Origin of the sequence: Streptomyces pseudogriseolus, assembly GCA_002154585.1 — a bacterium.
Taxonomy (GTDB): Bacteria; Actinomycetota; Actinomycetes; order Streptomycetales; family Streptomycetaceae; genus Streptomyces; species Streptomyces pseudogriseolus.
Genome location: MUNG01000550.1, coordinates 1 through 1,599 on the forward strand (window position 1 = coordinate 1; position 1,599 = coordinate 1,599).

Sequence of the window (1,599 nt, forward strand, 5' to 3'; positions counted from 1 at the left end):
CTCAAGTCCTGGCGGCTCCTCAGCAAGCTCCGGTGCTCGACCACCCGGATCACCAGCCTCGTCCGAGCCGTCCTCACCCTTCATCTGAGCAGCTCAGAGTGATGGTGGAAAAGGCTCAGTCTGTGGACAACTGGCTGTACGTCGCCTGGGACGGCCTTCTGGCACTAGACCACTTCGCCCGGTCCTCCGCCGACGGCGCGGCCTCTGGGGACTTCCTCAGCTGGTGTAAGTCCGATGCCTCCAGCGACTTCCCCTTCCCAACGGCCAAGGTGGCCATGCGCGAGTCGGACACGGTCGCCCGCAACGCGAAACTGCGCAATGAGCGCATGCTTCCGGTACCGAAGGACGTGGCCCCCGCCGGCCAGGTCTTCATGCAGGCTCATCTGAAGGTCGGCGGAGGCAACACCATCGCCCCACGCCTCCATTTCTACGACGACTGCATCCGCTCCGGGAAGGTTTACGTCGGCTACCTCGGCCCCCACCTGCGTAACACGCTCACCTGAAGCCTTGTCCTGCAAAGGGTGTGCCGCCCGCTACTTCAGCAGACGGCACGCCCCCAAGTCGCTCATCGCTCCGACGCGAACCGTACGAACTGCCCCCAGCCTTCGCGGCCGACGGCGAAGGACGGTCGGGTCACGTCCTTGGAGTCCCGCACGTGGATGGCCTGCTCGGTGACGGCGACCTCCACACAGTCGTCGCCCGAGCTACCGCTATAGCTTGACTTGAACCAGGCGAGTTCCGTCGCGCTCATGCCTCTCCTCGCAGTCGCTCCAGCAAGGCCCGGGATTCTTTGGGGTGCAGGGCCTGCGACCGCAGTGTGTCATAGCGCTGTTGGAGAACTCTCACCTCTTTCGAGTCGCCAATCAGCCGCCCGCTCTCCTGGCCCTCCGAGTACGCGAGCCGACGCCCTTCCGGGGTCTCCAGCAGGCGCAGGGGCCCGTCCATGCACGAGTGGTACTCGGCTTCCAGCGGCATGACCTGCAACGTCACGTTGCGCGGGGCCGTCTGCTCCAGCACGTAGTCAAGTTGTGCGCGGCGCACCTCCGCACCACCGAGCCTCCGTCGCAGGACCGCCTCCTCAACGATGAAGTGGAACGGGACCGTCGGACGCTCGCGAAGCATCCGCTGGCGCTCCATCCTCGCCTCGACCTGCGCCTCCAACTGCTCGTCCGTCAGCAGGGGAATCCGGTTCTCGAAGAGTGCCCGCGCATAGCCTTCCGACTGCAACAACCCCGGCACCAACCGACACTCATACGTACACAGACTCACCGCCTCCCTCTCCAACCGCGCCCACCGCCGGAACCACGCCGCCAGCCCCGCCTCCCCCCGCGTCAGATGCCGCGCGGCCTTCCGCAGCGCCCCCGTGTTGCCCAGCGCCTCCTCCGCGCGCTCCACGAACGCCTCGTCGGGCATCCTGCGCCCCAACTCCACCGACTCGACCGTGTGTTTGGAGTACTGCACCCTCGCCGCGAGGTCCGCCCTGCTCAGCCCCGCGTGCTCGCGCAGCCCCTGCACGACCGCCCCGAACGTCCGGAGGCTGTCCGACGGATGCGGCTCCCGCTCCCACTCCCCCGCCGCAACCGCCCGCGCGCCGGCGCC

The 1,599-nt window shown here is 67.5% G+C and carries 3 protein-coding genes and 1 pseudogene; 2 read left to right on the forward strand and 2 right to left on the reverse strand.

What is annotated here, in order from left to right; genetic code table 11:
* Nucleotides 1-102 (forward strand): annotated as a pseudogene (locus CCN29_RS35165) (IS5/IS1182 family transposase); the annotation flags it as partial.
* Nucleotides 103-122: 20 nt separating this feature from the next.
* Nucleotides 123-503 (forward strand): hypothetical protein, encoded by a 381-nt coding sequence (locus CCN29_RS32605; RefSeq protein ID WP_442538621.1) that lies wholly within the window; start codon nt 123-125, stop codon nt 501-503.
* A gap of 62 nt (nt 504-565) precedes the next feature.
* On the opposite strand, the gene CCN29_RS32610 is transcribed toward CCN29_RS32605, so the two are convergent.
* Both CCN29_RS32610 and CCN29_RS32615 read right to left on the reverse strand, forming a co-directional pair.
* On the reverse strand, nt 566-751 hold the full coding sequence (locus CCN29_RS32610) for a DUF397 domain-containing protein (protein ID WP_086686122.1): 186 nt from the start codon (nt 749-751) through the stop codon (nt 566-568).
* Nucleotides 748-1,599: helix-turn-helix domain-containing protein (locus CCN29_RS32615; protein ID WP_086686124.1), on the reverse strand; the 852-nt coding region annotated here is incomplete at its 5' end. The genes CCN29_RS32615 and CCN29_RS32610, both read right to left, overlap by 4 nt.

What these genes read in the sequence shown, in the direction of transcription:
- CCN29_RS32610 (WP_086686122.1), bottom strand. Translation starts at nt 751, where the DNA reads ATGAGCGCGACGGAACTCGCCTGGTTCAAGTCAAGCTATAGCGGTAGC.